Genomic DNA, 25,775 nt, shown 5'->3' with positions numbered 1-25,775 from the left:
TATTATGTTACCCGTTCCTACGCCATTGAGTGGTCATCGTGTCCCGACTTTTTCCCGTTTTTGTCGTATTTGTCACCAGTTTGTTCATCGCGAGCGCCGCTCAGGCCGAGGTCAAAGTGCTGACCAGCATCAAACCGTTGCAACTGATTGCCGCAGCTGTGCAGGACGGAGTAGCGGTTCCTGAGGTTTTACTGCCGCCGGGTGCATCGCCGCATAACTATGCGCTGCGTCCATCCGACGTACGGCGCGTGCAGTCGGTGGACCTGCTGTACTGGATCGGCCCGGATATGGAGAGTTTCCTGCCGCGCGTGCTGAAAGGTCGTACGGCCGCGACAGTGGCAGTGCAGGACCTGCCAGGCATGAAGCTGCGTCGTTTTGCCGAAGATAGCCACTCACACGCCGATGAAGCCGACGAACACGACCACGATCACCGCCCGGGCAGCCTGGATGCGCACTTGTGGTTGTCGACGGTGAATGCTCGGGTGATTGCTGCGCGCATGGCGGCTGACTTGGCTGCCGCCGACCCGGCCAATGCCGCGCGTTATCAGAGCAACGCTAAGGCCTTCGAAGAGCGCCTCGATGTGCTGGACGCTCGTCTGAAAGCCCGCCTGGCGCCGATCGATGGCAAGCCTTACTTCGTGTTCCACGAAGCTTTCGATTACTTCGAAGACGCTTACGGCCTCAAGCACACTGGTGTGTTCAGCGTTGCCGCGGAGGTACAACCCGGCGCCCAGCATGTGGCGGCGATGCGTACGCGTTTGCAGGAAGTGGGCAAGACCTGCGTGTTCAGCGAGCCGCCGTTGCGTCCGCGCCTGGCTGAAACGCTGGTCTCCGATTTGCCGGTGAAGCTGGCGGAGTTGGATGCGTTGGGCGGGTATACCCCGGCTACCGCTCAGGGTTATGAGCAGGTGTTGGAGAAGTTGGGTAATGACTTGGCGGGTTGCCTGGAGTCCTTGTAGGAGCCGGCAAGCCGGCTCCTACAAAGGTTAGAGTGCGAAGGGCAGTTGCACAGTCACGTGCTGACGCTGCACCAGCCGATGCTCGAACTCCGCCGGGTCATGGATCAACACGTCCTGCCCGGCAAACGACTCAGCCGCGATCAGGCGTGACAACCAGAACCGTACACAGGCCACGCGCAGCATCGTCGGCCACAACTCGGCTTCCTTGGCGGTAAACGGTCGCAGGCCTGCATAGGCTCCCAGCAATGCCCGGGCGCGTTGCCCGTCGATCACGCCATCGGCGTCCGAGCACCAGTCATTCAGTGCGATTGCCACGTCGTACAGCATCGGGCCGGAGCAGGCGTTGTAGAAGTCAATCAAGCCTGTAAGGTGCGTGCCTTCGAACATCGCGTTATCGCGAAACAGGTCGGCATGGACGTTGGCGCGCGGCAGGGCGAGGATCTGGGCCTTGTGGGTTTCGATCTCGTTCAGTGCATCCTGCAGCAGGCGTTGTTGTGCGTGGTTCAAGTGCGAAATCAACTGCGCGCCTTCGCTGAGCATCCAGTCCAGGCCGCGATCGGTCTTGCGCTCCAGTACCTTCTCGCCCTGTGTTGCCAGGTGCAGATGACCCAGCAGGTCACCCACCTGGGCGCAGTGCTGGGCGTTGGCATCCTTGATGTGCTTGCCGGCCAGGCGCGGTTGCAGCAGTGCCGGCTTGCCTTTCAGCTCGCGCAAGGCCACGCCGTCGGTGGTGCGCAGGGCGTAGGGCACGGGCAGATTGGCGTCGTGGAGCACGTCGAGCAGTTCAATGAAGAACGGCATTTCCGCGACCGGACCGCGTTCAACCAGGGTCAGGACGAACTCGCCCTGCTCCAGGCTGATAAAGAAATTGGTGTTTTCACTACCGGCGGCAATCCCCTGGAAGTCGATCAGGCGGCCGAGGCCGTAAGGGGCGAGAAAGGTTTCCAGCTCGGGCCGAGCCAGGGGGGTGAACACAGACATGGTTAAAACTGCCAGTACGGGCGCCGCAGTGCGCGGCGCCAATTGAAGTTAAGAAATCATTTCCATTCGAAAATCTTCCATGACGGGATCAGCATATCCGGCTGGTCAGAGCGGATGAAGTTCGCATCGGTTCCGTCCGCGCGCACCAGGAAATACGGAGGCGCGCCCTTCGGCGTTACCTTGATTGCGTACAGGAAACCGTTCTGACGGTACTCCTGGATGGTCTTGTCGCCTTCCGTGCGAATGGTCACTTCCGGATCGCCCCCAGGCGCATCGTCTGCCGCCATGGCAGCCATCGGAGCGAGTGCAATCAAGCCGGTCAACAGCAGGCGATTGAATGTACGCATGATAACCTTGTCCCTTTGTCGTCATTGGTCCGGCTATTCTAGCGCCTGACCCGCCGAAAAGGTTGATTCTGCTCATGAGCCAAGCACCCCTCGTCCTGGTGGACGGTTCTTCTTATTTGTACCGCGCCTTCCACGCGTTGCCACCGCTGACCACCTCCAAAGGCCTGCCCACCGGTGCGGTCAAGGGCGTGTTGAACATGCTCAAGAGCCTGCGCAAGCAGTATCCGGGCAGCCCATTCGCGGTGGTGTTCGACGCAAAGGGTGGGACCTTTCGCGATGACATGTACGCCGAATACAAGGCCAACCGCCCGAGCATGCCCGATGACATGCGCCTGCAGATCGAGCCGCTGCACCAGAGTGTGATCGCCCTGGGTTTCCCGTTGCTCTGCGTCGAAGGCGTCGAAGCCGATGACGTGATCGGCACCCTGGCGCGCAGCAGCGCGGCTGCCAACCGCCCGGTGGTGATCTCGACCGGTGACAAGGACATGGCGCAGCTGGTCGACGGGCACATTACCTTGGTCAACACCATGACCGGTAGTTCGATGGATATCGACGGCGTAAAGGAGAAATTCGGCGTCGCTCCGGAGCAGATCATCGACTACCTGGCGCTGATGGGGGATTCGTCCGACAACATTCCAGGCGTTCCGGGCATTGGTCCCAAGACTGCTTCCGGCTTGCTCGTCGGCGTGAACGGCGGCATCAAAGAGCTTTATGAACAGCTGGATATCGTGCCGACCCTGCCTATCCGTGGCGCCAAGACGCTGCCGGCCAAGCTGGAAGAACATCGCGAGAGTGCGTTTCTTTCCTACCAGTTGGCGACGATCAAGTGCGATGTGCCATTGGATGTCGGCCTGGATGACCTGCACCTGATCGAGCCGGATCGCGAGAAGCTGCTGGAGCTGTATACGCTGCTGGAGTTCAAGAGCTGGTTTGATGAAATCCAGCGCGACGCCAAGCGTGTGGAGCTCAAGGCGGCACCTGTTGCTGAGGAAGTCGTTGAGGCAGTGGCGCCGACAGAGGCGAGCTACACCACTATCCTCGACCAGGCGACCTTCGATGTTTGGCTGAAAAAGCTCAACGACGCGAAGTTGTTCGCTTTCGACACCGAAACCACTGGTATCGACGCCCAACAGGCGCAGTTGGTCGGCGTGTCCTTCGCCGTCCAGCCCCACGAAGCGGCCTACATCCCGCTGACCCATTCCTACATCGGTGCGCCGGAGCAGTTGGATCGCGACACCGTACTGCTGGCCCTCAAGCCGCTGCTGGAAGACCCGACCAAGCTCAAGGTTGGCCAGCACGCCAAGTTCGACATGAACATCCTGGCCAACTGCGCCATCGGTGGCGACCCGGCGCACGGCATTACCGTACGCGGCATCGCCTTCGACACCATGCTCGAATCCTATGTGCTCAATTCCACGGCCACCCGCCACGACATGGACAGCCTGGCCAAGAAGTACTTGGACTACGACACTGTCGCTTTCCAGGACATCGCCGGCAAAGGCGCCAAGCAGCTGACGTTCGACCAGATCGCGCTGGAGCAGGCTGGCCCGTATGCGGCAGAAGACGCCGATATCACCTTGCGCCTGCATCAGGCGCTGTTTGCGCAACTGTCCGCCATCCCAAGCCTGGCGAGTGTGCTCACGGATATCGAAATCCCGTTGGTGCCTGTGCTGGCCCGTATCGAGCGCCAAGGCGCGCTGGTCGACAAGGATTTGCTGGGCATCCAGAGCATCGAGTTGGGCAACAAGATGGTCGAGCTGGAGCGCCAGGCGTTCGAGATCGCTGGCGAGGAGTTCAACCTGGGCTCGCCCAAACAGCTCGGCGCGATCCTTTACGAGAAACTCGGCCTGCCGGTACTGAAAAAAACCGGCAAGGGCCAAGCATCCACGGCTGAAGAAGTGCTGGCCAAGCTGGCCGAAGATGACTACCCGCTGCCCAAGGTGCTGATGCAGTACCGCAGCATGAGCAAGCTGAAAAGTACCTACACCGATCGCCTGCCGGAGCAGATCAACCCGCGCACCGGGCGCATCCACACGTCCTATCACCAGGCGGTGGCGGCGACCGGGCGGTTGTCCTCCAGTGATCCGAACCTGCAGAACATCCCGGTGCGTACCGCCGAAGGGCGGCGGATCCGCCAGGCGTTCGTCGCGCCCAAGGGCTACAAAATGTTGGCGGCGGACTACTCGCAGATCGAACTGCGGATCATGGCGCACCTGTCCAAGGACGAAGGCCTGATGAACGCCTTCCGCGACAACCTGGACGTGCACACCGCCACGGCGGCAGAGGTGTTCAAGGTTGAACTGGGCGAGGTCACTTCGGATCAACGCCGCAGCGCCAAGGCGATCAACTTCGGCCTGATCTATGGCATGGGCGCGCAGAAGCTGGGCAAGGACATTGGCGTCGATACCAAGACGGCCAAGGCGTATATCGATGTGTATTTCGCCCGTTATCCCGGGGTTCGCGAGTACATGGAGCGCACCCGCGCCCAGGCGGCTGATCAGGGTTATGTCGAGACGTTCTTCGGCCGCCGCCTGTATTTGCCGGACATCAACTCCAACAAGCCTCAAGAGCGCGCAGCAGCAGAACGTACAGCGATCAATGCGCCGATGCAGGGCACGGCGGCGGACATCATCAAGAAAGCCATGGTGCGGGTGGACAATTGGCTGACCGACTCAGGCTTGGATGCCAAGGTGATCCTGCAGGTGCACGATGAACTGGTGCTGGAGGTGCGTGAGGATCTGGTAGCGCAGGTCAGCGAGAAGATTCGCGAGCACATGAGCGCTGCCGCGCAGTTGGATGTGCCGCTGCTGGTGGAAGTGGGCGTGGGCAACAACTGGGATGAAGCGCACTGAGTCCGGGACTCTGCCATCACCTTGCGTGCTGGCAGAGTGCTTTAGTCCGGAAATCGCCGTCGGTTATTTCAAATAGTTTTTCGAACCTGCCGGAACTTAACCCGTGAACTGCTACTCAGAGTTACTGAATGGGTGGTGAAGCCCTTCAATGCTCCTATGTTGTGTTAAGTGTTGGCAGATATCTGGACCCCGCCCTAGCGGTCCGGAACTTGAACCCCGAACTTCCCCTCCCCATAAGAAGTCCGGGGTTTTTTTTGCCTGCAGAAAAGTTATTCGGCCAGTTCCGCGCCCTTGTCTGCCAATTCCATCCAGCCTGCCAGCACCGTGTAAGCCTCTTCCAGGCCCATGCGTTTGGGCGCCGAGAACAGCTGGATAGTGATCGCATCACCCCAACCTTTACGGATGTCGGACTGCACTTTGAGCAGGGTGTTCTTGGCTGCGCCGTAGGTCAGCTTGTCGGCCTTGGTCAGCAGGATGTGCATCGGCATGCCGCTGGCGACGGCCCAGTCGAGCATCAACAGGTCGAAGTCGGTCATCGGATGGCGGATGTCCATCATCAGAATCAAACCCTTCAAACTCTCGCGGCCACCCAGGTAAGCCTCCAGGTGACGCTGCCAGTGCAGCTTCAACGGGATAGGTACTTTTGCATATCCGTAGCCCGGCAGGTCGACCAGACGCCGATCATCGTCTAGCTTGAAGAAATTGAGGAGTTGCGTGCGGCCCGGGGTTTTCGAGGTGCGTGCCAGGCTGGCGTGGGTCAGGGTGTTCAGCGCGCTGGACTTGCCAGCGTTGGAACGGCCGGCAAAGGCGACTTCAAAGCCTTCGTCATCGGGGCATTGGTCAACTTTGGCGGCGCTGAGCATGAACGTGGACTGTTGGCACAGACCGAGGATGGGATTCTTGAGTTGCATGAGATTTCCGATGTGGGCGGTGCCGAAAAAGGGTGCGGCAAGCGGTGTCGTTTCCGTTTCAGTAGCGCCAGTATATAATGCCGCAGATTTTGTGTGTGCTTTGTCCCAGCGAAGGATGAAGTTCACGGGAGCGATAGACCTTTATTGCGCATTAGAACGCAAAACGCTCTCAAACCCTGAAATGGTCGACGTATGACCAAGTGGTTGCTCGCTATCGGTGTCCTGGCCCCGCTTTACGGCGCTCAGGCTACACAGGATCCGGAAGCGGTGTACAACCGAGTGTGCGTGGACACGCTGGTGCAGCACGTGACCCAGGGTTTCAAGGCAATGCCGCCGCGTGGTTTGTGCATGGACTGCAGTACTGAGGATTACCAGGCCGTCATTCAATTGATGGTGAGTAAACCCGGTAGATAACTCTTAAACCCCTTAGCCGTAGTTGGATTAGCTGATGAACAAACTGATCGTGAGTCTGCTGTTGACCTTGGGCATCACCGGTGCTGCCCATGCTGCAGGCGACGCTACAGCGGGCCAGGCGAAAGCCGCCGTATGTGGTGCTTGCCATGGACCGGATGGTAACAGCCCGGCGCCGAACTTCCCCAAACTGGCCGGCCAGGGCGAACGTTACCTGAGCAAGCAGATGCAGGATATCAAGTCCGGCAAGCGCACGGTCCTGGAAATGACCGGCTTGTTGACCAACCTCAGCGATCAGGACCTGGCAGACATCGCGGCGTATTTTGCCAGCCAGAAGGGCAGCGTGGGAGCTGCTGATCCGAAACTGGTCGCCCGTGGCGAGAAACTGTTCCGTGGCGGTGACCTGGAAAAAGGCCTGCCCGCCTGCACCGGTTGCCACTCGCCCAATGGCGCGGGCATCGCCGCCGCCGGCTTCCCGCACCTGAGCGGCCAGCACGCCACCTATATCGCCAAGCAGTTGACCGATTTCCGCAAGGAAGAGGCCGGGCGTGCCAACGATGGCGACGCGGCAATCATGCGCACCATTGCTCGCAAGCTGAGTGATGAAGACATCGCGGCGGTCTCCAGCTACATCCAGGGCCTGCACTGAGGTGCACACACAACGTTAACGCTCGATTAATCCATCGATGCAAGCATAAAAAGGGTGGCTTAGGCTGCCCTTTTTTGTGGCCGCTACCGTTACACTAACGAACTCATGCCCGCGTAGACCTGTCACAACAAAGGTCGCGTGAGGCGACTTTATTTGTCCAGGAGTAAAGCATGCGTAATCTGATCCTCAGCGCCGCTCTCGTCACTGCCAGCCTCTTCGGCATGACCGCACAAGCTGCCGACGTGCCGCTTGAAGCCGGTAAAACCTACGTCGAATTGACCAACCCTGTTCCGGTTTCGGAGCCCGGCAAGATCGAAGTAGTGGAGCTGTTCTGGTACGGCTGCCCGCATTGCTACGCCTTTGAGCCGACCATCAACCCATGGGTTGAGAAACTGCCCAAGGACGTCAACTTCAGACGCATCCCCGCCATGTTCGGCGGCCCATGGGATGCCCACGGCCAGCTGTTCCTGACCCTGGAAGCCATGGGTGTGGAGCACAAGGTCCACAACGCAGTATTCGATGCGATCCAGAAACAGGGCAAGCGCCTGACCAAGCCAGACGAAATGGCTGACTTCGTGGCCACCCAAGGTGTCGACAAGGACAAGTTCCTGGCCACCTTCAACTCCTTCGCCATCAAGGGCCAGATCAAACAGGCCAAAGAGCTGGCGCAGAAGTACGGCGTGCAAGGCGTTCCGACCATGATCGTCAACGGCAAATACCGTTTCGACCTGGGCACCTCCGGTGGTCCTGAGCAGACCCTCAATGTTGCCGACCAGCTGATCGCCAAAGAGCGCGCAGCCAAGTAAGGGGCCTGTCATGCGTCGCTGGGGTACCGAACGTGTGGTTGGCCTGCATGACCCGCAGGTCAACGAACATCACCTGGAATCCACAGGCCTGCCGGCAGACAGCCGCCTGCGTCTGCTGAGCTTCAATATCCAGGTGGGTATCAGTACCGAGAAGTACCGGCATTATCTCACCCGTGGCTGGCAGCATTTGCTGCCCCACAACGGTCGAGCTGGCAACCTGCAGAAGATCGGCAACCTGTTGAGCGACTTCGACCTGGTTGCCCTGCAGGAAGCCGACGGCGGCAGCATGCGCTCCGGTTACATCAACCAGGTCGAACACCTGGCCCAACTCGGTGCCTTCCCCTACTGGTATCAGCAACTCAATCGCAACCTCGGGCGCCTGGCGCAGCACAGCAATGGCGTGCTCAGCCGCTTGAAACCCTCCGCTATCGAAGACCACCCGCTGCCAGGCCCCAAGGGCCGGGGCGCGATCCTCGTACGGTTTGGCGAAGGCCCGGAAGCCTTGGTGGTGGTGATGATGCACCTGGCGCTGGGTGCCCGCACCCGCACCATGCAACTGGCCTACATCCGAGAGCTGATCGGCAATTACAAACATCAGGTGCTGATGGGGGACATGAACACCCACGCCAGTGACCTGTTGCAGAATTCTCCGTTGCGCGACCTCGGGCTACTGGCGCCACAAGCCGAAGCCACTTTCCCTAGCTGGCGCCCGCAACGCTGTCTTGACCATATCCTGCTCAGTCCTACCCTCACACTTGAAAGTGTGCAGGTGCTGGCGCAGCCCATCTCCGATCACCTGCCGGTCGCGGTAGAGATTCGTCTGCCGGGTTCGCTCACGGCTGATGCGTTGCCCGCGTTGAGTTCCGGCCCTCGCGGACCCCTTGCATGAGCGACGACGCCCAGCGCTGGAAAGAAAAATACCTTAAAAGCATCGAGCAACAAGAAAAGCTCGAACGTCGCTGGGCGGCCCGCCTCGACCTGCTGCGCCGTGGGCTGGTGCGCAGCACCCTGGCCGCTGAGGGCACCGACCGCGCGGTCGATCAATGCATGAAGGAAATGCGCGACGTTGTCCGCACCGATGATATGGACGCCGCCCTTGCCGCCTTGCTGCCGCGCCTGGAAAAGGCCGTGCTGGATTCGGAACAGCGCCGTGAAACCCGGGTGGACCAGATCAGCACGGCGCTGACGTCCCTGGTCACGCAACTGCAAAAGCTGCCGCTACCGCGTGAAGTGGCCCGTCCGCTGAAGACGTTCGCCAAGCAGCTAGACGGCCGAGTCAGCCAGGCGCGCGAGATTCCCTTGCTGCTCAGCGAATTGAGTGGCCTGCAAGGCCAGGCGTTGAACAACCTGGAGCCGGACGGCGAAACCCCGCGTCCGGGGCCCGGGCTTTTGCAGCGCTTGTTTGGCTCCAAAGAAGTCGTGAACGAGGCGGTGGAAAATGAACCGACGCCCCGCCTGGCCCCGCAGCCTGCGTTAGCCAAGCCTGCGGATGCCGAGCCACAGCCGCCCGAGCAATCCGAGGAACTGACGCAAGCGTTGCGCGCCTTTGCGCCGCAGCGTCAAGAAACGCTTGCCCCTGTCAGTGAGCCCGTAGCGCCCGCCAAGCTGGCCGAGCCCTCCAGCGAAACCTTCGTCTACGAGGCCCCGCCTCAAGCCGCACCCATTGAAACGCCAGTAGCGCGGGTCGAGCCCGAGCCTCAAGTCGAAGAGCCTGCGCCGGAAAGCGCGCTCGCCGCCTTCATCGAAACGCCTGAGGTTCAGGTCGAAGCGCCGGATGAGACCGTCATCGGTAGTCTGTCGCTGCCTCCGGTGCTGGAGGTCGAAGAGCCAGATCCCGACGAGCTGCAAGCGGATGGCGCCTATGCCTTGCCCGACTCGCCGGAACCGTCCTACAGCTCCGTGGCCAAGCACATCGAGGACACCCTGCTCGGCCTCCTGGAGGAACTCTCGCTGCCCGAGCGCCACCGACCCCAGGCCGAAGCCATGCGTGAGCGCCTTGCCCACGGTCTGAACTGGTACGAACTGCTGCCGATCCTCGACGACCTTGCCGTATTGATGCTGGCGATCACCGACAGTGGTCAGCATGAGTTCGAGGCATATCTCAAGCAGCTCAACGAGCGGCTGGAAGCCTTCCAGGGGCACTTGCAGGTCGCCAGCGACGGACACGCCGATAGCCGTTCTGCCGCCCGCGAGCTGGACACGCAGATCCGCGAACAGGTCGACGGCCTGCAAAGCAGCGTGCAGGAAGCTGCCGACCTGGACAGCCTCAAGCACGTGCTGGAAAGCCACCTTGAAGGCCTACTGGGCACAATGGACGAGCATCAGCAGCAGCGTGACCAGCGCGAGCAGGAAACGGCAGCGCGTCTCAAAGGCTTGGCCGAGCGTGTTGCCAATATGGAGCAGGAAGCCCAGGGCTACCGCGAGCACCTGGAGGTGCAGCGCCAGAAGGCCCTGATCGATCCGCTCACCGGGCTGCCCAACCGCGCGGCCTGGAGCGAGCGCCTGGATCAGGAGGTCAACACCTGGCACCAGCGTGGCAACCACCTGTCGCTGGCGATGCTGGACCTGGATCATTTCAAGCGCATCAACGATGGTTACGGCCATTTGGCCGGCGATAAGGTACTGAAGATCATCGCCAACGTGCTGCGCAAGCGCCTGCGTCCGAGCGACTTTATCGCGCGTTTTGGCGGGGAAGAGTTTGTGTTGCTGATGCCAAACTCTTCTCTGTCGGATGCGCTGGCGGCGGGCGAAGTGTTGCGCGCAGCGATTGAAGCGTGCCCGTTTCACTTCAAGGGCGAACCGGTGACCATCACCGTTTCAATGGGGGTGGCGCAGTTTCAGCCGGGAGAGCGCAGTGACCTGGCGCTCAAACGTGCCGATGAGGCGCTGTACCGGGCCAAGGCGGCGGGAAGGAACCAGGTGCAGGCCGCATAAAAGATGTTCCATTTTGTAATTTGACGGTTGGGTCACAAAGGGTACGTTACACTGTTGCATTATCGTCTTCCGTGTAATGTCTTCCGCCATGAAATCCTTGTACTTCGCCTTTGTATTTCTTCTGCTCGCAGGTTGCGCCAGCGGCCCGCGCCTGGACACCAGCCATCCTTCGGTGAACCACGACAACCGCGTGCAGTTCGTGATTGTCCACTACACCTCCACGAACCTTGAACGCTCCCTGGCATTGCTTACCCACGGCCAGGTCAGCAGTCATTACCTGATCGGCGACGACGCCTCCGGCACCATCTACAAGCTGGTGGATGAAAGCCAGCGCGCCTGGCATGCCGGCGAAAGCGAATGGATGGGCCGCACCTGGCTCAACTCCAGCTCCATCGGCATCGAGATCGTGAACCCTGGCTACAAGGACACCCCGACCGGTCGCTTGTGGTACCCGTACTCCGAAGCGCAGGTTAAATCCCTGGTGGTGTTGCTCAAGGACATCAGCAAGCGCAACGGCATCGACCCCAAGAACATCATTGGCCACAGTGACATCGCACCGTTGCGCAAGCTGGACCCGGGCCCATTGTTCCCTTGGAAACGCCTGGCCGATGAAGGGTTGGGCGTGTGGCCGAATGCCCAGGCTGTTGCGCGGTTCCAGATGCAATACGCGGCGGAGCTACCGAGCATTACCTGGTTCCAGGAAGAATTGGCCCGTCTGGGTTACCAGACGCCTCAGACCGGGGAGCTGGATGTCGCCACGCGCCATGTCATTGCGGCGTTCCAGATGCATTTCCGGCCGTCGCTGTTTGACGGCACACCGGATGCGGAGAGTGCCGCAATCCTGCGCGCGTTGAATCGAACTTAAAGCGGCAACGCCATATAAAACTGAGTGCCCTGCCCCGGCCGCGAATACACGCCCATGCGGCCGCCGTGCAGTTGCACGATTTCCTTGCAAAGCGCCAGGCCCAGGCCGGCGCCGCCTTTCTTGCGGCCCACCTGGACAAAGGGTTCGAAGATCCGTCCCTGCTGCCCGTAAGCGATGCCTTCGCCGTTGTCCTCGACGCTGACAATCACTCGCTCACCATGACGGCGCGCCTGCAGGCGAATCTGCCCACCCGCCGCCGTGTGGCGCAGGGCGTTGCCCAGCAGGTTGTCCAACACCCGCTCAAGCTGTGCCTGGTCTGCATACAACCGAGGCAAATCGGATTGAGCTTCTACCAGCAATTCGATGTTCTGAGCATTGGCCGGCTCTACGAAGCGTGCACGGGCGTGCTCCAGCAGGTCAGTCACATCGCACGGCCCCAGCGTTAGCTTCTGCAGACCGTTCTGGTAGCGCGAGAAATTCAGCAGGTCATTGATCAACTGCATCAGTCGCTGCATTTCTTCATTGACCGTATCCAGCAAGTCCGCTTCACGGGACTCGGCCGGGAACTTCGCACGCTCGCGAAACAGCCCGAATGCCATGTGCATGCCGGTCACCGGCGTACGTAGTTCATGGGAGGCGCGTAATACGAACTCGCTGCGTACCCGTTCGAAGGCGCGTTGTTCGGTGACGTCGTGCAGCACCATCACTGCGCCGAGGATATGCCCCTGGGTATGGCTCACCGGGGTCAGGCTGTACGTCAGCAGGCGCAGTTCGCCTTCCACTTCCACTTCCAAATCGTCCGGCGCCCGCTCCAGGTTACCACCGCGCAGTACCAGTTGCAGTTGCTCATCCAGCTCGGGGCGTGCCAGTGCTTCGCCAAGACCTTGACCGAGGCGTTCCTCGTCCCAGCCCAATTGACGCTGGGCCACGGGGTTGAGGTGTTCCAGACGGCCTTGGCGGTCAATCATCAGCAGGCCATCGTCGATGCTGTCGAGTACAGCTTGCAGACGTTGTTGGCCGGCCAGCAACTCATCGACATTGGTTGCCTGATGCTGGCGCAACGCTTCGGCCATGATGCCGAAGCGGCGTGTCAGCTGGTTCATTTCTGCTGCGGACGAGATCGGCAGCGTGACCTCGAAATCGCCCTGGCCGATCTTGTCGGCGGCTTTGGCCAGAGCTTCGATCGGCCCGCCGAAGCGCCGGGCAATGCCATGGGCGGTCACAAACCCGATGATCAGCACTGCAAGCCCCACCAAGCCCAGCAAGCCGGCGATCAGCAACGCGCGCTCACGTGATTTGTGCTCGCTGTTGCTGATGTTCTCCAACGCCTGCTTGTGTTCGTTGATCAGGCCGTTGCGCAACGTATTGAAGGTTTCGGTGAGCTTTTCCTTGGAGCCTGGAGGAGGCGTCGGTTGCTGGGATTCGTCAAAGGCGTCCAGCAGATCCTGATACTGGCCTCGGGCCTCACTGAACCCAGTCCCGCGATCGTCGCGCTGCTCATGGGCGATGCCCTGGTCCAGCAGGTCGAAGTAGCGTTGCTTGGAGGCTTGCAGTGCCTCAGGGTCGGGGCGTTCCTCCAGCATCATGATCAGTTGATCGCCCAAGCTCTGGCGCAGCTTCAGCCCCAAGTCCAGTGTGATGAAGTTGCTGCGAATCAGGGATTCCTGGGTCTTGGCCATTTGCATGACGCTGACCAGGCCCAGGATCAAGCCCAGCAGGGCGACGGTGATCAACGCTGAGATACTCAGGAACAACCGAGTACGCAGCTTCATCGCTAACTTCATAAGGTGCAGCTCACAGGTTGTACTGTTTGCGTTTGCGGTACAGGGTCGACGCGTCGATGCCCAAGGTGCGGGCGGCCTGGTCCAGTGTGTCGCTGGTGGCGAGCACGGCGCCGATATGAGCTTTTTCCAACTGATCCAGGCTGAGTGCCGCGCCGATGCGTGGGGCGTTGTTACCAGGTTGTTCGGCCATGCCCAGATGGGTGATTTCCACCTTATCTTGCGGGCAGATAATACTGGCGCGCTCCACCACGTTGCGCAGTTCACGGATATTGCCGGGCCAGCGGTAGTTGAGCAGTGCTTCGCGCGCTTCATCGCTGAAGCCACGCGCCGGTCGGGCGTATTCCTTGACGAAGCGCGCCAGGAAGCGATCGGCCAGGGTCAGGATGTCCTCACTGCGCTCGCGCAGCGGCGGCAAGTGCAAGGTGATGACATTGAGGCGGTACAGCAAGTCTTCGCGGAAGCGGCCGTCGCGGACCATGTCTTCCAGATTCAGGTTGGTGGCTGCCAGAATACGCACGTCGGCACGGCGAGTGACCGGATCGCCCACGCGCTCGTATTCCTTATCCTGAATAAAGCGCAGCAACTTGGGTTGCAATGTGAGGGGAAAGTCGCCGATCTCATCGAGAAACAGCGTTCCGCCGTCCGCTTGGTTAACGCGGCCCAAGGTACTTTCGCTGGCGCCGGTAAACGCACCGCGGCTATGACCAAACAACTCGCTTTCCATCAGTTCTGCGGTCAGCGACGGGCAGTTGATGGTGACGCAGGATTTTTTCGAGCGCTTGCTCCAGCCGTGGATGGCGCGGGCGAGTTCGCCTTTACCGGTACCGGATTCGCCCAGGATCAGAATATTGGCATCGGTGCCGGCCACCTGGCGCGCGGTTTCCAGTACCACCATCATTGCAGGGCTGTGGGAATCGAGGCCGTCTTTGGGCTGGCGCACTTCGCCTTCAAGGGCTTCGAGGCGTGCGGAGAGTTGGCGTACTTCCAACTGCTTGGCGGTGGCGAGGCGCAGTTGATCAGGGCTGCAAGGCTTGACCAGGTAATCGGCAGCGCCGGCCTGGATCGCATCAACGGCGGTATCGACTGCAGAGTGGGCGGTCACAATCACAACACGCATCCACGGCGCTTGGATACGCATCTGGGCCAGTACATCCAGGCCATTGTCCTCGCCCAGGCGCAGGTCGAGGAAGCATAAGTCGAACACCTGGCGCTGCATCAAGGCATCGGCCTGAGCGGCGCTGTTCGCGGTGGCTACGGTGTAGCCTTCATCTTCCAGGCAATAACGGAAGGTGCGGAGGATCGCGGATTCGTCATCCACTAAAAGAATGCGGCCTTGAAGTTCCTTGGCTGATTCCATCTGTCCCGCGCTCCTTAAACTATGAATGATGGTGTTTAGTCCCGGAATAATCGGGCAAGTTGCATGGTTTATTCTGATCGATAAAAGGCAGCGTCGCGCAGCTATCTGCACCGTTGCCTACAAAGCCCCGGCTGATGGCGTTTTCATGCCGTCTTGCCACTTGGGCAACACTCATTCCGTTTTCTATCCATTGATCCGACCGCTGGCCATCGTGCATTTCGCACGGCCCTCAGAGGGGCATCGTGCAGGATGCTGGGGGGCAACCCAATCGTCAATATTCAACTCATTGATTTTATTGAGTTTTATTTTGTAAAAAAGCTGGCATGCACTCTGCAATACCTCTCCCAACGAATAATCAAAATGCGGGAGAACAGCAGCATGACTCGCCAAAGCCTCAGCCAATTGCGTGTATCGCCACTGCGCTTGCAACAAGGCCTGTTTGCCAGCCTGGCCCTGATGGTCACGCTGATTGGCGGCCAACAGTTGCAACATTGGCAGCAGAGTCAGCAGCAGATCCCCCAGTTTGAACGTCCGGCCATGACCCAAACCCATTTCCGTTCCGTTGGCAGTGTTGCTGCCGATGCAACAGCCCCGCAATTGCGGATGGTTGACCAGGAGTCTGCCCTGAGTGAACTGCCATCCCAGGAGCGTTGGGTGTTCTAGGCACCAACAGCCGCTTGTATTGAGCGGCTGCACGGCACTACCGCTGTTACCCCTATAAAAGCGTAAGGAGAATCACCATGTTGAGTTGGGCAATCACATTTCTGATCATCGCCATTGTGGCTGCAGTCCTGGGCTTCGGTGGTATCGCGGGCACCGCCACGGGTATCGCAAAAATTCTGTTTGTGGTCTTCCTGGTGATGTTCATCGCTTCCTTCTTCTTTGGTCGTCGCGGCCGAGGCTGAACATGACGACTTTGTCCCTTAAAGCTCTTGCTGCCGCCCTGCTCCTGGGCGGCAGCGGCTTGGCGATGGCCGCCAATGACGGCCAATCCCGGGCCAACGAATTGCTCAGTGCGGACCCGCAATACCGCGAAACCTGGCAAGGCGTGGTGAAGAAAGAAGAACGTCTGCCGGAATGGGTGATGAACCTGTCCGGTACGGCCGAACAAATGAATGCCGTGGAAGAAGATGGCGACAAGTATTTGGTCGGGCCGCTATGCGAAACCGCTGACACGTGCCTGAACAAACGCCTGATCGTTGCCTTCAGCCTCGACAAGGAAGATGCCTACGCCATGTTGGTGGAAGTCCCGGCCGGTCTTCCGGCGGACAAATCCCCGACGCGGCATGCCGATTACCGTTTTATCGGTAAGCCGGATGAAGGCATGCAGAAGTTGCTCATGGAGCAGCTGAAGAAAGATCCGAATTGGTATTAGGTTCCGCCTGATGACGCGTCTGTCGTCTGCGAAGCCTGCGTCCATAGGAAGAAGCCCCTCGCTTCTTTCTGTTTGCATCGCTCGCCAAGGGTGATGCATGACCAAGGGGTCGGGTTGCTCTGATCAATCGGGATCGGCGTGACCTACGGGCACAGGGAGTGCCTGCGCAAGGGCCGGGTCAGGCGAAAAGCTGCGACGCAGGTTCACAAGCTCACGGCTTGCTGAACTTGCGGCGGGCTTATTTCTCTTTTGTTATGCCCTCCTTAGTCGAATATTTCCCTTCTGCTTGTTCAGAACCATTTCTTGGTATGTCCGGTCGACCATCTATCGATAAAATTTGATGGTGCCCATAGGACATTTCCGACACTAAACAACGGAATTCCCAAGCATTTCTGCCAGCGCTTGAAAGACGTCCTAATTCTCTGAGCGAGCCGGGTTTGGCCGGTTCACGGCATGTATGTCGGACAAAATGTCACATTTGAACTGACCGTTCGGACAGTTATTATGAAAAAAAGCCATGCCGATTCGGCATAGGGTAGGCGTTTACGGCATTAGACGTCGCTCCCTTGCATGGGAATAGTTGCGCCTTTTTTCGCCTGCCAGTAAGCCATTTCGGCCATGCTGCGGTGACCTTCCATGGAGGCAGATGCACACACTTTTTCGCTCTCGAGCGTTGCAGCTGGCGCATTTGCCTTAAGTTCACTTGAAGTAAGGGTAATGACATGAAGAAGGCAAAGCTAAGCCTCGCCTGGCAGATCCTCATCGGTTTGGTGCTGGGGATCGCAATCGGTGCAGTGCTCAACCATTTCAGTGCTGAAAAGGCCTGGTGGATCAGCAATGTGTTGCAGCCAGCGGGCGATATCTTTATCCGCCTGATCAAGATGATCGTGATCCCGATTGTGATCTCCTCGCTGATCGTCGGCATTGCCGGTGTCGGTGACGCGAAGAAGCTCGGGCGTATCGGCGTCAAAACCATCCTTTACTTCGAAATCGTCACCACTATCGCCATCGTGGTCGGCCTGCTGCTGGCCAACCTGTTCCACCCAGGCGCCGGCATCGACATGAGTACCCTGGGTACCGTCGACATCTCCAAGTACACCGCCACCGCCGCCGAAGTGCAGCATGAGCATGCGTTCATCGAGACCATCCTCAACCTGATCCCGTCGAACATCTTCGCCGCTGTTGCCCGTGGCGAAATGCTGCCGATCATCTTCTTCTCGGTGCTGTTCGGCCTGGGCTTGTCGAGCCTCAAGCCTGAGCTGCGCGAGCCACTGGTGACCATGTTCCAGGGCGTGTCCGAGAGCATGTTCAAAGTCACCCACATGATCATGAAGTACGCCCCGATCGGCGTATTCGCACTGATCGCCGTGACCGTCGCCAACTTCGGCTTCGCCTCCTTGCTGCCGCTGGCCAAGCTGGTGATCCTGGTTTACGTCGCCATCCTGTTCTTTGCCTTTGCAGTACTGGGTCTGATCGCTCGCCTGTTTGGTTTCTCGATCCTCAAGCTGATCCGTATCTTCAAGGATGAGCTGGTCCTGGCCTACTCCACCGCCAGTTCCGAAACCGTGCTGCCGCGCGTGATCGAGAAGATGGAAGCCTACGGCGCGCCGAAAGCCATCTGCAGCTTCGTGGTGCCGACCGGTTACTCGTTTAACCTCGACGGTTCGACCCTCTACCAGAGCATCGCGGCAATCTTTATTGCCCAGCTGTATGGCATCGACCTGTCGGTTGGCCAGCAGTTGATGCTGGTCCTAACCCTGATGGTCACCTCCAAAGGCATCGCTGGTGTGCCGGGCGTGTCCTTCGTGGTGCTGCTGGCGACCCTGGGCAGCGTGGGCATTCCGCTGGAAGGCCTGGCGTTCATCGCCGGTGTCGACCGCATCATGGACATGGCGCGTACCGCCTTGAACGTGATCGGCAACGCCCTGGCCGTATTGGTCATCTCCCGTTGGGAAGGCATGTACGACGACGCCAAGGGCGAGCGCTACTGGAACTCGCTGCCGCACTGGCGCAGCAAGGAAGCCGCGCCGGCCGCCCAAGCGACCCGCAGCTGATAGCACTACAGCTCTAAGACAAACCCCGGATAATTCCGGGGTTTGTCGTTTCTGCCAGCCCCGCTATCATTCGCTCCATTCTTTGGGGGATTCAACTGATGCTCAATGGCCTGTGGCTTGGCTTCTTTGTCGTGGCAATGGTGTCGGCACTGGCGCAATGGCTGGTCGGCGGTAACGCCGGAATTTTCGCGGCAATGGTCGAAAGCATTTTCGCCATGGCCAAACTGTCGGTGGAAGTAATGGTGCTGCTGTTCGGCACCCTGACCCTGTGGCTGGGTTTCTTGCGCATCGCCGAGAAGGCCGGAATCGTCGATTGGTTGGCCAAGGCCCTTGGCCCGCTGTTTCGCCGCCTGATGCCGGAAGTGCCTGCCGGCCACCCCGCGATCGGTTTGATCACCCTCAACTTCGCCGCCAACGGCTTGGGCCTGGATAACGCGGCGACGCCTATCGGTTTGAAAGCGATGAAGGCGCTGCAGGAACTCAACCCCATCCCCAACACCGCGAGTAATGCGCAGATCCTGTTCCTGGTGCTCAACGCGTCGTCGCTGACGCTACTGCCGGTGACCATCTTCATGTACCGCGCCCAGCAAGGCGCGGCGGACCCGACGCTGGTGTTTCTGCCGATCCTGCTGGCGACCAGCGCCTCAACCCTGGTCGGCCTGCTCTCGGTGGCGATCATGCAGCGCCTGCGGCTGTGGGACCCGGTGGTGCTGGCCTATCTGATTCCGGGTGCACTGGTGTTGGGCGGCTTCATGGCATTGCTGGCGACCCTTTCCGCGACGGCGCTGGCTGGCTTGTCGTCGATCCTCGGCAACCTCACGCTGTTCGGGTTGATCATGCTGTTTCTGGTGATCGGCGCGTTGCGCAAGGTCAAGGTCTACGAGGCATTTGTCGAAGGCGCAAAAGAAGGCTTCGACGTGGCCAAGAACCTGCTGCCGTACCTGGTGGCGATGCTGTGTGCCGTGGGTGTGTTGCGCGCTTCGGGCGCCCTGGATTTCGGCCTGGAAGGCATTCGCCATGTGGTCGCCTGGACCGGTATGGACACACGCTTTGTCGATGCCTTGCCGACTGCGATGGTCAAGCCGTTTTCCGGCAGCGCTGCGCGGGCGATGTTGATCGAGACCATGCAGACTCAAGGTGTGGACAGCTTCCCGGCGCTGGTCGCGGCGACGATTCAGGGCAGTACTGAGACCACCTTCTATGTGTTGGCGGTGTACTTTGGATCGGTGGGAATTCAACGGGCCAGACATGCGGTGGGGTGTGCGTTGCTGGCGGAGTTGGCCGGTGTCGTGGCGGCTATTGCGGTGTGCTACTGGTTCTTTGGCTGAGGCTTATACCGCTTTCGCGAGCAAGCCCGCTCCCACATTCGACCGCGTTTCGTCAGGATGAACACGGTCAAATGTGGGAGCGGGCTTGCCCGCGAAGAGGCCCTCAGCGTTTCGGTGCACTATTGCCCTGCGCAACCACCCAATCCACCACCTGCTTATTCAACTGATCCCCCGCCTGCCCAAACCCGGCCACCACCGCTGGCACCTTGGTGTCGCTCACCGGCTGCCGCACCTCAAACCGTCGGCTGGCAACAATTCGCTGGTCACTGCCGCGCACCAACCGCGCATCCAGGCGAATCACCACCTCCACCGCACTGCCGTGGTATTCACTCTGGAATGCCTGCAATTGCCCGCCCAGCTCATAGTCGGACTGCAGGTTGGTGTCGTCGGTGCTCAGCAGCGTCACCCGGCCATCGCGCTGGAAGCCGTCCATGAAGCGGTTGCGCAGCAGCACCGGCGACGGGTCGCTCCAGCGCGAGTTGGCATAACTGCTGATCAGGTCGCCATTGGGCACCACGGCAATGCGCGGACTGTCGAGAAATTCGCTGGTCTGCGGCTTGTTCACGCGCAGCGACCAACTGACCGGCGTGGCCTGGCTGGCAGCCTGTGTCGCGGCCAGGCGATACACATCCGAAGGGTCGGCCTTGGGCAGGATCGAGCACGCGCTCACCAGCGCCAAGGCCACAGGGGCGATCATTTGGTAAGCACGCTTCATGGCGTGAACTCCTTGTTCTTGTCGCTGCCCAGCAGGTAACCGCTGGGGTTGGCTTCCAGGCGGCGGGAGATGGCGCGTAGCGAACCGAGGGTTTCGCGCAGTTCGCGCACGGCCGGCGCCAGTTCGTTGAGGCCTTGCATGCCGCTGTTCACCGAGTCCTTGTTGTCTGTCAGCAAGGTGTTGATGGTCGCGGTGCTTTGTTCAAGGGATTTCATGGCCTGTTCGGCACTGCCGAAGGCCTGCTTGCCTTGTTCGTTGAGCAAGCCGTTGGCGTTGCGCATCAGCACAGTGGTCTGCTCCAGGGCAGCGCTCGCCTGTTTGCTCACCTGCATCAGTTGCTGCATCACCACCTTGATATCGCCGCGCTGGTCGGCGATGGCGCCGGTGGTTTGTTGCAGGTTGTCCAGGGTGTTGCTCAGGCGCTCGACGTTCTCGCGGGAGAACATGTGGTTGGCGTTGTGCAGCAGCAGGTTGATGCTGGTCATCAGGTCGTTGCTATTGTTCAGCAGTCGCGCGATGGGCGATGGTGAGGCGATGATCTGTGGCAGGTTACCGTCCTTGCCCTTGAGTTCGGGACTCTGCGGGGTGCCGCCACTGAGCTGGATGATCGAGGTACCCGTGATGCCGGTCAGGGCCAGCTTCGCCTGGGTGTCTTCCTTGACCGGCGTCTGCCCGGCCAGGCGGATACGTGCCAGGACGCGGCGCGGATCCTTGGGGTCCAGGCTCAGGCTGATGACATCGCCCACCTTGATCCCGCTGTACTGCACCGAACTGCCCTGGGACAGGCCACTGACGGCCTCGTTGAAGATCACTTCGTAGTCCTGGAAGGCGCTGTCGACGCTGGACTTGGCCAGCCACAGGCCGAACAGCATCGCGCCGACCACCACGATCACGCTGAACAGACCGATCATCACATGATGGGCTCGGGTTTCCATGTCATACCTCGTTAAGCGATTGAGCGGCATCCAATGCCGCGCGGCCACGGGGGCCGTGGAAATATTCGTGGATCCATGCGTCGTCCGTTTCCGAGACAACATCGATGGCATCGGCCACCAGCACTTTCTTCTGCGCCAGCACCGCCACACGGTCGGTGATGGTGTACAGCGTGTCCAGGTCGTGGGTGACCAGGAACACACTCAGGCCCAGCGCATCGCGCAGGGTCAGGATCAGTTGGTCGAATTGCGCCGCGCCGATCGGGTCGAGGCCGGCGGTGGGTTCGTCGAGGAACAGGATGTCCGGGTCCAGGGCCAACGCACGGGCCAGGGCGGCGCGTTTGATCATGCCGCCGGACAGTGACGCCGGGTACTTGTCGGCCGCCGACAATGGCAACCCGGCCAGGGCGAGTTTCACCGCGGCCAAGTGCTCGGCGTCGCGGCGGCTGAGGCCGGCATGTTCGATCAACGGCAGCGCGACGTTTTCGGTCACGGTCAGCGAAGAAAACAGCGCGCCCTTCTGGAACAGCACGCCAAAGCGCCGTTCCACCAGGGAACGCTCATGTTCCGGCAGGCTCGGCAGGTTCTTGCCGAACACCCGCACTTCGCCTTCGCTGGGTCGACGCAGGCCGACGATACTGCGCAGCAGCACCGACTTGCCGCTGCCGGAGCCACCGACCACCGCGAGGATCTCGCCTTTGTACAAATCCAGGTCGAGGTTCTCGTGCACGCTCTGGCTGCCAAAGCGATTGCATAGGCCGCGCACTTCAATCACCGCCTCGGCGGGCGCTCGGTGTAGACGACTCACCAGCCCATCTCCATGAAGAACAGCGCGGCGACCGCATCCAGCACGATCACCACAAAGATCGATTGCACCACGCTGGAGGTGGTGTGGGCGCCGACCGACTCGGCACTGCCGCTGACCTTGAAGCCCTCCAAGCAGCCAATGGCGGCGATCAGGAACGCAAAAACCGGCGCTTTCACCATGCCCACCAGGAAGTGCTGGACGCCAATGTCCGATTGAAGCAGCGACAGGAACATTGCCGGCGAAATATCCAGGGCCACCGCGCAGACCACGCCGCCGCCGACAATCCCCGAGAGCATCGCTAGGAAGGTCAGCATCGGCAATGCCACCAGCAGCGCCAGTACGCGAGGCAGCACCAGCAACTCCATCGGGTCCAGGCCCAGGGTGCGGATTGCGTCGATTTCTTCGTTGGCCTTCATCGAGCCGATCTGGGCGGTAAAGGCACTGGCGGTGCGACCGGCGATCAGGATCGCCGTCAGCAACACGCCGAATTCCCGCAGGAAGGAGAACGCCACCAGGTCGACGGTAAAAATAGTCGCGCCAAAACTCTTGAGCACGGTGGCGCCGAGGAATGCCACCACGGCACCCACCAAAAAGGTCAGCAGGGCCACGATGGGCGCGGCGTCGAGGCCGACCTGCTCCAGATGCGCGACCATGGGCGTGATGCGCCAGCGCTTGGGACGGAAAATGCCACGGGCGAAGGTTTCGAGAATCAGGCCGATAAAACCCAGCAGTTTCTTGCTGTCCTGCCAGACGGTGTCCACCGCCCGGCCAATGCGCGCTAGCACCTGAATGCCAGCGGCTTCTTCCGGTGCTTTGTCCGGCACGCAAAAGTCATTCAGGGAGCGGTAGACGGTCTTGAGCAGGGCGCGGTCGGCGGCAGACAGGCTGCAGTCGGTCTGTTCGGCGGATTGCTCGATGCGGCTTGGCCCCAGCAACTCCACCAGCAACGACGCGCCGGCAGTATCCAGGGCGCCGAGGCCGTTGAGGTCGATGCGTGCGCCGGCGTCGTATTGGCCGTCGAGCTTGTCCGACAGCTTCTTCAGGTTGGCATAGTGGGCAAGCGTCCAGTCCCCCGTAATCCTCAGCTGTGGCGGGGTGGTGGACGTATCGAGGTGGGCTGCACCGGCCGTCGTAGGGGGGGTCATAAGCTCCGAGCTTGTTTGGCTATCCACAATTCCTACGTAATAGCACGAACCTGCCTACTTTGGGTTGTCCGTTTGTGCTGAGTCCGTCACTTTGAAGCGCAGCACGCCGATTACCTGCCCGTCTTCAGTCAGCACGCGTACTTGCCAGCGACCCGCGGCGTCGCCGGGGAAGTTCTGCTTGTGGGTCCAGGCGCGGTAGCCCTCTTTGCGTCCGCCATGGATATCCAAGGCGATGCGGTCGACCTCTTTGCCGTTGAATTGCCACACATGGTAGATGCGCTCATCCAACCCGCGCGGTGCGTTGATGGCGGTGTAGGCGTACAGCCCGCCGCTGCGCAGTTGGGCGGCGGTGACTTCCTTGAGGTCGTCGCCCGGCGTGCGGTCTTGCAACTGTGTGCTGATGGCCACTTCAGTCATCCACAAGGTGGCTGGTGGCACCCAACTGCGCAGGAACCATCCGGCGCAACCAATGGCGGCCGTGACCCCGAGCAACATCGCCCAGCCTTTAAGGCTGCGTAGCGGCAGGCTCACGGCCAGGCTTGGGATCGACAACGCCATGGCCACGCCGAGGGCCAATTTGTAACTCTCGGCGGTGGTCAGGTGCAGGATGATCGGCAGCGCGGTGAGCAGCGCGGCGAACAGTGTGAAGGTGTGCAGCGCGAGGAACAGTGAACGTTTGGGCGCCAGCCATTTGTAGTACAGCGGGTCGACAATCGACACCAGTGCCGCCGCGCCGAGCAGGCCGGTAAAAATCGATTGGCCGCTGTTCCAGGCGGTGGTGATGAAAAAGAACGGCAGCACAAAAAACAGACTTTCCTGATGGATCATCTGGGTTGCATAGCGCAGCAGCGGTTCGGGGATTTCGCGCTTGAAGACCTTGGTGAACATTTGGGTGAAGCTGTTTTCCAGCATCAGCCACAGCCAGCTCACCAGCATGATCACCGCGATCCAACTGGCCATGCCCTGTTGGCGGTCCACCAGGATGAAGCTGCCCACCCCCGAGATGAAGCCGCCGAGTGCAATCACCCCTGGGTAGCGCTTCATCAGCTCGAGAATGCGCTGGATTACGTGGGTCAGGTTTGGCATCTGGCGGTTCGCAGTCTTTGTAGGAAAAAATCCTAGACAGAATAACGTCTTAGCCCGTCGTCCGTTGCGTCATTACGCGATCCGTTTGCGATAAAGCCGCACGCCGATCAACACAAAGGCGATCAGCCCAAGGACACCGGCGCCGATCCAGCTCAGCAGGTCGTAACTGAGCAGCGGCTTCTCGATACGCCAGTAGCCGGGTTGCTTGAACACTTGGCGCATGGCCTGGTTGGTCTGGTCCAGACTCACGGCCTTGATGCGTTTGACCGGGTCGCTGAAGTGACCGTTGTTGTAATCGCCGGAAGCGCTCCAGTAATAGTCGGCCAGTGCGCTGTTGCCCTGCACGGCCCAGGCCTGACGGGCGACGGCGGCCTGTTGCAGGCGGGCGAATACCGCCGGGTCGAGACCGTCTTTGAGCAACTGCGCCCTGAGGTCCTGCAAGACCTGCTCAGCTTTGGGGAGGTTTTCCCGCTCCAGGTCGGCATTCAGGCTGAGGAAGCCGACGCCACCGAGCACTTCGCGCTCGCTCCACGGGCCGTAGGACAAGCCGTGCTTGAGGCGCAGTTGGCGGTACAACGCCCAGTCGAGGTAGTCCTTGAGCAGGTCGTAGGTTTCATCATGCCCGTCGTCCAGTACCGGCTCAGGGAACAGCCAGTGCAGTTTGGCGCTATCGCCGACCCAGCCGTGGATCAGTTCGCGGTGGGTGGCGGCGGCATGCTGGATTTCCGGGAGTGCCGGGTGTTCCGTCGGTTCGACCGGGTCAAGCTGGCCATAGGTACGTTCCAGATAGGCCGGCAGCAGTTTGTCGAGGTCACCGACGATGATCAGGCTCATGTTGTTGGGCGCGTACCAGTTTTTGCGCAGGTTCTCCAACTGGTCGCGAGTCAGATGGTCGACCTCGGCGCGTTCGGCGCATTTGAGGCCCAGCTCGACGGCCAGTTGATTGCTGGCGGTGTGGCCTAGATCCTGGCGATCCAGCAGGCGTTGCAGGTGTGAGTAGTGGCCGCCGTCTTCGCGCTCCACCACCCGCTTGGCGGCGTCGATATTGGCGTCGGTCAATTCGGTGCGGGTGAGGATCGCCAGCAGCAGGTCCAGCACCTTGCGCTGGTTTTGCGCGGGCGCCTCGATCACGAAGGTGGTGTCGGCGTTGCTGGTATAGGCATTCCACTCGCCGCCCAGGGCTTGCATGCGGTCTTCCAGCTCACCTTCTCCACCGCCGTCGATGCCGCTGAACAGCAAGTGTTCCAGCAGGTGCGGCAGCTCTTTGTCCTCGCAACTGAAGTCATCCAGACCCACGCCCACCACCAGGCGGATCGCCACATGCCCGCGTTCGGTGCCCGGCTTGAGCAGCAATTGCAGGCCATTGGGCAAGGTGTAGCCCTCGACTTGCAGGCGGTCAAAGGCAAAGGCATGGGCAGAGCCCATGAGCAGACAGGCGAACAACAGGCGACGCATAACAAGCTTCCTGGCGAGTGA

24 protein-coding genes are annotated in these 25,775 nt (G+C 60.4%); 13 read left to right on the top strand and 11 right to left on the bottom strand.

Going from position 1 to position 25,775, the window contains the following annotated elements; genetic code table 11:
- The first annotated feature begins 29 nt into the window (after window positions 1-29).
- The gene (locus EJ576_RS00200) at window positions 30-959 is read left to right on the top strand and encodes a zinc ABC transporter substrate-binding protein (RefSeq protein WP_126569384.1); all 930 of its coding nucleotides are present in this window, start codon (window positions 30-32) and stop codon (window positions 957-959) included.
- Between the two features lie 27 nt (window positions 960-986).
- On the opposite strand, the gene EJ576_RS00195 is transcribed toward EJ576_RS00200, so the two are convergent.
- A complete protein-coding gene (locus EJ576_RS00195; RefSeq protein WP_126569383.1) occupies window positions 987-1,940 on the bottom strand; it encodes a homoserine kinase in 954 nt (317 codons plus the stop codon).
- A 56-nt stretch (window positions 1,941-1,996) separates the two neighbouring features.
- Complete coding sequence (locus EJ576_RS00190; RefSeq protein WP_012721523.1) at window positions 1,997-2,287, bottom strand: DUF2782 domain-containing protein; 291 nt, start codon at window positions 2,285-2,287, stop codon at window positions 1,997-1,999.
- A gap of 74 nt (window positions 2,288-2,361) precedes the next feature.
- On the opposite strand from EJ576_RS00190, the gene polA reads away from it, so the two are divergent.
- Entirely contained in the window at window positions 2,362-5,139 is a 2,778-nt protein-coding gene (gene polA / locus EJ576_RS00185) for a DNA polymerase I (protein ID WP_122555065.1), read from the top strand.
- 269 nt (window positions 5,140-5,408) lie between these two features.
- On the opposite strand, the gene yihA is transcribed toward polA, so the two are convergent.
- Window positions 5,409-6,050 (bottom strand): ribosome biogenesis GTP-binding protein YihA/YsxC, encoded by a 642-nt coding sequence (gene yihA, locus EJ576_RS00180; protein WP_028618652.1) that lies wholly within the window; start codon window positions 6,048-6,050, stop codon window positions 5,409-5,411.
- Between the two features lie 192 nt (window positions 6,051-6,242).
- Between yihA and EJ576_RS00175 the strand changes: the two genes are divergently transcribed.
- From EJ576_RS00175 to EJ576_RS00150, 6 genes are all read left to right on the top strand, one after another.
- Complete coding sequence (locus tag EJ576_RS00175) at window positions 6,243-6,464, top strand: cytochrome c5 family protein (protein WP_126569382.1); 222 nt, start codon at window positions 6,243-6,245, stop codon at window positions 6,462-6,464.
- A 34-nt stretch (window positions 6,465-6,498) separates the two neighbouring features.
- A complete protein-coding gene (locus tag EJ576_RS00170; protein ID WP_126569381.1) occupies window positions 6,499-7,110 on the top strand; it encodes a cytochrome c in 612 nt (203 codons plus the stop codon).
- A 170-nt stretch (window positions 7,111-7,280) separates the two neighbouring features.
- Window positions 7,281-7,916 carry a thiol:disulfide interchange protein DsbA gene (gene dsbA / locus EJ576_RS00165; protein ID WP_122730112.1) on the top strand — a complete coding sequence of 212 codons (636 nt, stop codon included), beginning with the start codon at window positions 7,281-7,283 and terminating at the stop codon, window positions 7,914-7,916.
- 10 nt (window positions 7,917-7,926) lie between these two features.
- A complete protein-coding gene (locus tag EJ576_RS00160; RefSeq protein ID WP_016978793.1) occupies window positions 7,927-8,805 on the top strand; it encodes an endonuclease/exonuclease/phosphatase family protein in 879 nt (292 codons plus the stop codon).
- The gene (locus EJ576_RS00155) at window positions 8,802-10,850 is read left to right on the top strand and encodes a GGDEF domain-containing protein (protein WP_126569380.1); all 2,049 of its coding nucleotides are present in this window, start codon (window positions 8,802-8,804) and stop codon (window positions 10,848-10,850) included. The genes EJ576_RS00160 and EJ576_RS00155 overlap by 4 nt, the downstream gene beginning before the upstream one ends.
- A gap of 88 nt (window positions 10,851-10,938) precedes the next feature.
- Window positions 10,939-11,715: an N-acetylmuramoyl-L-alanine amidase gene (locus tag EJ576_RS00150; RefSeq protein ID WP_028618655.1), complete on the top strand. Its 777-nt coding sequence runs from the start codon at window positions 10,939-10,941 to the stop codon at window positions 11,713-11,715.
- On the opposite strand, the gene EJ576_RS00145 is transcribed toward EJ576_RS00150, so the two are convergent.
- On the bottom strand, window positions 11,712-13,499 hold the full coding sequence (locus EJ576_RS00145) for a KinB sensor domain-containing domain (protein WP_122730116.1): 1,788 nt from the start codon (window positions 13,497-13,499) through the stop codon (window positions 11,712-11,714). The two genes, EJ576_RS00150 and EJ576_RS00145, sit on opposite strands and share 4 nt — an antisense overlap.
- A 10-nt stretch (window positions 13,500-13,509) precedes the next feature.
- Window positions 13,510-14,856: a sigma-54-dependent response regulator transcription factor AlgB gene (gene algB / locus EJ576_RS00140; RefSeq protein WP_122730118.1), complete on the bottom strand. Its 1,347-nt coding sequence runs from the start codon at window positions 14,854-14,856 to the stop codon at window positions 13,510-13,512.
- 378 nt (window positions 14,857-15,234) lie between these two features.
- Between algB and EJ576_RS00135 the strand changes: the two genes are divergently transcribed.
- The 5 genes from EJ576_RS00135 to EJ576_RS00115 all read left to right on the top strand — a co-directional run bounded on the left by EJ576_RS00135 (window position 15,235) and on the right by EJ576_RS00115 (window position 19,613).
- On the top strand, window positions 15,235-15,519 hold the full coding sequence (locus tag EJ576_RS00135) for a hypothetical protein (protein WP_028618658.1): 285 nt from the start codon (window positions 15,235-15,237) through the stop codon (window positions 15,517-15,519).
- Between the two features lie 77 nt (window positions 15,520-15,596).
- Window positions 15,597-15,761 carry a DUF1328 domain-containing protein gene (locus EJ576_RS00130; protein ID WP_003170804.1) on the top strand — a complete coding sequence of 55 codons (165 nt, stop codon included), beginning with the start codon at window positions 15,597-15,599 and terminating at the stop codon, window positions 15,759-15,761.
- A gap of 2 nt (window positions 15,762-15,763) precedes the next feature.
- A complete protein-coding gene (locus EJ576_RS00125) occupies window positions 15,764-16,231 on the top strand; it encodes an inhibitor of vertebrate lysozyme family protein (RefSeq protein ID WP_123478348.1) in 468 nt (155 codons plus the stop codon).
- A 722-nt stretch (window positions 16,232-16,953) separates the two neighbouring features.
- Window positions 16,954-18,285 (top strand): glutamate/aspartate:proton symporter GltP, encoded by a 1,332-nt coding sequence (gltP, locus tag EJ576_RS00120; RefSeq protein WP_028618660.1) that lies wholly within the window; start codon window positions 16,954-16,956, stop codon window positions 18,283-18,285.
- A 98-nt stretch (window positions 18,286-18,383) separates the two neighbouring features.
- A complete protein-coding gene (locus tag EJ576_RS00115) occupies window positions 18,384-19,613 on the top strand; it encodes a nucleoside recognition domain-containing protein (RefSeq protein WP_016978801.1) in 1,230 nt (409 codons plus the stop codon).
- Window positions 19,614-19,716: 103 nt separating this feature from the next.
- On the opposite strand, the gene EJ576_RS00110 is transcribed toward EJ576_RS00115, so the two are convergent.
- The 6 genes from EJ576_RS00110 to EJ576_RS00085 form a co-directional block, all read right to left on the bottom strand.
- On the bottom strand, window positions 19,717-20,328 hold the full coding sequence (locus EJ576_RS00110; RefSeq protein ID WP_122730121.1) for an ABC-type transport auxiliary lipoprotein family protein: 612 nt from the start codon (window positions 20,326-20,328) through the stop codon (window positions 19,717-19,719).
- Window positions 20,325-21,263 carry an MlaD family protein gene (locus EJ576_RS00105; protein WP_123478344.1) on the bottom strand — a complete coding sequence of 313 codons (939 nt, stop codon included), beginning with the start codon at window positions 21,261-21,263 and terminating at the stop codon, window positions 20,325-20,327. The genes EJ576_RS00110 and EJ576_RS00105 overlap by 4 nt, the downstream gene beginning before the upstream one ends.
- Window position 21,264: 1 nt before the next feature.
- Window positions 21,265-22,068 (bottom strand): ABC transporter ATP-binding protein, encoded by an 804-nt coding sequence (locus tag EJ576_RS00100; RefSeq protein ID WP_028618663.1) that lies wholly within the window; start codon window positions 22,066-22,068, stop codon window positions 21,265-21,267.
- Window positions 22,065-23,213, bottom strand: a complete 1,149-nt coding sequence (locus EJ576_RS00095; protein WP_028618664.1) for an ABC transporter permease — start codon at window positions 23,211-23,213, stop codon at window positions 22,065-22,067. Before EJ576_RS00095 ends, EJ576_RS00100 begins: the two co-directional genes overlap by 4 nt.
- A 54-nt stretch (window positions 23,214-23,267) precedes the next feature.
- Window positions 23,268-24,299 carry a DUF5924 family protein gene (locus tag EJ576_RS00090; RefSeq protein ID WP_126569379.1) on the bottom strand — a complete coding sequence of 344 codons (1,032 nt, stop codon included), beginning with the start codon at window positions 24,297-24,299 and terminating at the stop codon, window positions 23,268-23,270.
- Window positions 24,300-24,371: 72 nt separating this feature from the next.
- Window positions 24,372-25,754 carry a pitrilysin family protein gene (locus EJ576_RS00085; protein WP_126569378.1) on the bottom strand — a complete coding sequence of 461 codons (1,383 nt, stop codon included), beginning with the start codon at window positions 25,752-25,754 and terminating at the stop codon, window positions 24,372-24,374.
- Between the last annotated feature and the right edge of the window lie 21 nt (window positions 25,755-25,775).

Source organism: Pseudomonas sp. C 49-2 (assembly GCF_003970195.1).
Classification (GTDB): Bacteria; Pseudomonadota; Gammaproteobacteria; order Pseudomonadales; family Pseudomonadaceae; genus Aquipseudomonas; species Aquipseudomonas canadensis.
This window is presented reverse-complemented; position numbering and strand designations above follow the sequence as displayed.